Annotated in this window: 3 protein-coding genes; 2 read left to right on the top strand and 1 reads right to left on the bottom strand. The window is 44.4% G+C overall.

The window, feature by feature from the left end; all coding sequences use genetic code 11:
• Window positions 1-66 precede the first annotated feature (66 nt).
• Entirely contained in the window at window positions 67-363 is a 297-nt protein-coding gene (locus Q0R37_RS15280) for a hypothetical protein (RefSeq protein ID WP_294755456.1), read from the top strand.
• Between the two features lie 134 nt (window positions 364-497).
• Here Q0R37_RS15280 and Q0R37_RS15275 read toward each other — a convergent pair whose 3' ends face one another.
• Window positions 498-1,220, bottom strand: coding sequence for a hypothetical protein (locus tag Q0R37_RS15275; protein WP_294755455.1), 723 nt, complete (start codon window positions 1,218-1,220; stop codon window positions 498-500).
• A 363-nt stretch (window positions 1,221-1,583) separates the two neighbouring features.
• Between Q0R37_RS15275 and Q0R37_RS15270 the strand changes: the two genes are divergently transcribed.
• On the top strand, window positions 1,584-3,884 hold the full coding sequence (locus tag Q0R37_RS15270) for a dockerin type I repeat-containing protein (protein ID WP_294755454.1): 2,301 nt from the start codon (window positions 1,584-1,586) through the stop codon (window positions 3,882-3,884).
• Window positions 3,885-4,213 lie beyond the last annotated feature (329 nt).

Raw genomic sequence — 4,213 nt, 5'->3', positions numbered from 1 at the left:
CGCACGTCCGGATCTGTGAGGGGCTTACATTGTAAGGTGTAGGTCTACTCGACTGTGAGGTGCTCAATGATTACGATAGATACATGGGCAGTGCTCTCAGCAGACAAAGATCATATTACTTTGGAATGTCCTTTTCAAGAGGGCGATCCTTGGGTTGTTTCTGTTGACTGGTTTGGTTTTGATGAAGAGCACAATTTTCATGTTGGAGATATTTTATCTACGGAAACAGGTGGATTGGATTATTTGAAATACGAAGAACTTGATGATCTTACTAAAGAAGGGCGAAAGACATTTTATGCCTACATCAAGAAGAAGGGCTTTCATTATTCATTTCTTGAAAAGTATGGTTTTATTGCTGATTGATGACAAATTCTGATTTATCTTAGCAACCGTATAAAATAAAATATAATGCCCCTAAGCGCATAAACGCTTGGGGGCAAAACTTCTATATGGGTATCCGTCTTAGCCTCGGGGCTTGTTCTATATCCTCTGACCTGTCATTGATTTTTGTTTATCGTCAGGGAGCTTGCCTTCCATTTATCGTCCTGCTTAACGGCTTTCAGTGTGAATACCTCGGAGGTCCCGAGGCTGTTTACGGAAACCTTTGCAGTAAAGGCATTTTCGGAGGACTCCGTTATCTCGGGAGTGGAGGTGTACTCAAATCCGCTGCTTCTTCCTTCGTGGGTGAAGTAAAGATAGCCGTTGTACTCCTTGAAGGCGGCGTTATCGCCCTCGTAGATATTCTTGTATTTTTCAAGGAGCTCGCCGCAAAGCGAGTCGTTAACGAACTGCCTTACCTGTTCGAGGCTTTTGAAACGTGTATCCGTGACCATGAAATACACGGACGAGACCGTGCTTTCGTTTATTTTCAGGCTGAATTCCTTTGCGAGCTCTTCATCGACCTCTATCCCCGCGCCTGCCTGCATCATATCCGCAGTATTAACGGCTTCAAAGAGATTAACTGCGTCTGCAAGGCGGTCATCCGAAGCATCAGTAGTTACTTCGGCAGTAGTCTCCTCGGCAGTTGTCGTTGTTTCCGCTTCTGTTGAAGCTTCCGAAGCTGTGGCGGCAGGCTCTGTCGTTACAGCTGTTGTATCGGCGGAAGTCGTGACAGCTGTCACCTGACTGCTGTCGGTTTTTTTATCTTTATCGCCGCAGGAAGCTGCCGAAAAGCACAGCAAAGCGGCTGCCATAAGGCAGATCGGCTTTCTTTTGTTCATATTTATCCTTTCTTTTGGCTGTTTCTTTTATACGTCTGCACATATTATGATACACATTTTCGGCGGATAATGCAAGATAAAATATTCACAAACTTTATCTGAGCATAGCTGCTTTTTAGTGTAATTAGTGCAGATAAGGCGGACATTTGCAGCAATACCGCGATTTTGACGATATATGCAATTCATATATATATGAATTATAATTCACGGCTTGTTGATTTCAGGGGGTTTTTATGCTATTATTAAGGTGACACAGAGTCCGTGCAAAAAAATTTTTTAAAAGGGTGAGAGAAACCAGCTGTTGCTCCGTCTAATAAGTAAAGGATATATTAACGCCCGAATTTCAGAAAAGGAGTTGATCTTATGAAAAAAAGTTTATTGGCAGTAGTTACTGCTTCGATCCTTGCTGTAAATACGCTCCCGTTAAGTGCAGGCGCTTTTTCGGCAGTGACCGCGGAGGAGTATCAGTCAGCGGCAGAGGAAGCAAAATTTGAAGCCGAGAATTTCTTTGTTGCAGTAGGTACATACGGAGGAGAGTCCACACAGCTCAGGTATTTTGCCCACAAAGCCGATGGCGGCTATCAGGTCGATAAGGTAGTATGGGAGGACGCACCTGCCGATATCTCTTACGGAGATGTATTTATCGCTGACGGTGAAGCTTCTATGACTAAGGTCATGGCTGCACCTGATGATCCCGTATATGCAATGGCTTACTACTATCAGCTTGACGAGAGTGCAAAGCTTGATAAGGTCGGCAAATGTGAAGACTTTATGGAGCAGAAGGAACTGACAGTCACAAGCAAGACATACGACGGTTCAGCACACTGGAGCATAAGATACAAGGATTCAGAGGGTAAGGAATATTATTACGGGCTGAGCACTTTTGCTTCAACACTTACCGTTGATCCCCTTGACTGTGCGGTAGGCGACGTATATACTTATGCGCTTTACAACGATTATATGATCGTTCCGCTTGCAAAGAAGGACGCTGATAACGACGTAACTGCAACTACACCTACAACAACGACCGCAAATAACACTACCACAACCACTACCAAGATATCGACAGGCACAACGGTCACGTCAACTTATGCTACCGATGCTAAGGGAAGGATACTTGACTCGGAGGGCAATGTCCTCATAGTTGACGGTACTTCTGCGGTAATGTCGCAGCCTGTAAATACCACGACTACGACGACAGCTATAATTGATTACGCAGTTAAGGTCGAATATGACAAATCACCTATGAAAACAGGCGAAAAACGAGAAGTGAAGTTTTACAATCCTGAAACTAAAACAGCTAAAAACGGTAAAGTGAACACAAGCTCGGATTGTATATCAATAGACTATGAAGAAGGAAAAGACACATTTACTGTAACAGCTCTTAAAGAGGGCAAAGCAGAAATATATGTTACAGCTGCGGGCTGTGCTTTCGGTGCATATGTATATATTGAAGTGAGCTCGGCAGAGCAGACAGAGAACGAAACATCATACAAGGTAAAAGTCACAGTCCTTGATGTAAACGACAAAAAACTTATTGTACGCCCCGATATGAACTCGCAGGAGTATAAAGTTGGTGATAAATTTTCTGTACCGATGAGTTATATCGACACCGGAGTTGCTCCTGCCCCGGGAATGGTGTTTGAAGTGACCTACGAAAGAGGTATCCTTACGATATATCCTTCTAAGTTCAGCGATATCAAAAATTTGTCTCTGATATCGAGCGAGCCCGATATATTCAAGGGTGACACCAACTGCGACTGTCAGGTGGATATGTCAGATGCTGTGCTTATAATGCAGGCTCTTGCAAATCCCGACAAGTACGGCGAAAATGGTAATGACCCCTACCATCATCTCACCGCTCTCGGCAGACTCAACGGAGACAATGACGGCGACGGTCTTACAGTAGGCGACGCCCTTGCTATACAGAAAAAGCTCCTCGGACTGGATAAGGAAGACAAAACTCCTGTAGAAGGACAGTCTGCCACAACTACTGATGCAGGTCTGACAACAGAGGGAGGAAAAAGAGTCACATTCAGTCTTTACAGCAAGCTGCGTGACAATGCGGATACAGACGCTGAGATAGCTATTACACCCAATTACGGAACTGACTATAATTACGTATATAACGGAAAGACCATAGAGCAGTACCGGAAAGAATGGGAAGAAAACTCAGCTCTTGCCGAAAAGTATGGTCAGCTTATAAAGGTAGGCGACAAGCTGAAATACGGTGAGGCACTGTACACAACAGGCGCACCTGACGGCGAGAAATGGGACAAGGATTTTTATTACAGAACGCTCAGCTTCTACGGAGAGGATTTCCTTGCAAAGTATATCGTGGACGGCGAATTCCTGAGAGATAAATTACTTGAAGATCAGGCAGAATACGAGAATGAGCTCAGAACGCAGGATCATGCCTATAAAGTTCTTCACGAAGCTATTGACGCATATAATTATGAAATGATACAGGCGACTATCCCGCAGCTTGAACAGCAGAATATCAGATATGAATACAGTGAAGCTCAGAAAGCTCTGATATTCTATGCAACAGCCGCACAGTTTGATGAATTATCCCTTGATAATGTATCAAGCTATCGTACTCCGCCATCAGAGAAAGAACCGGTGTTGGACGACGGCTGGGCAATGGTATCGTATGACGTTTAAAGCTCGGTTCATAACTAAAAAAGCTCCGCAATATGCGGAGCTTTTCATTTTACATATAATGGTAAAGCGCGGAGCAATGTAGGTGACTCCCTGATGTACAGGGAGATGTCCGAAGGACATAGGGTACGGTTGCCTGTTAGGCATCGCCCCCTACAAATTAACGGATAAAGGCTGAAAATGTAGGGGCGGATGCCCGCATAGATACATATTTAATTATGAGATCAGCCGTTGATCTTGGGAAGATTTGCAAGTGACTTTGCGATCTCCTCGTCTGTGGGGATATAGTCGCTCATCTTGCCGTCGTTGTATGCGCCGTAAGCGTACATATC

This window comes from uncultured Ruminococcus sp., assembly GCF_946415235.1.
Lineage (GTDB): Bacteria > Bacillota > Clostridia > Oscillospirales > Ruminococcaceae > Ruminococcus.
The sequence above is the reverse complement of the archived record's forward strand: the minus strand, read 5'-3'. Positions and strand labels throughout refer to the sequence as shown.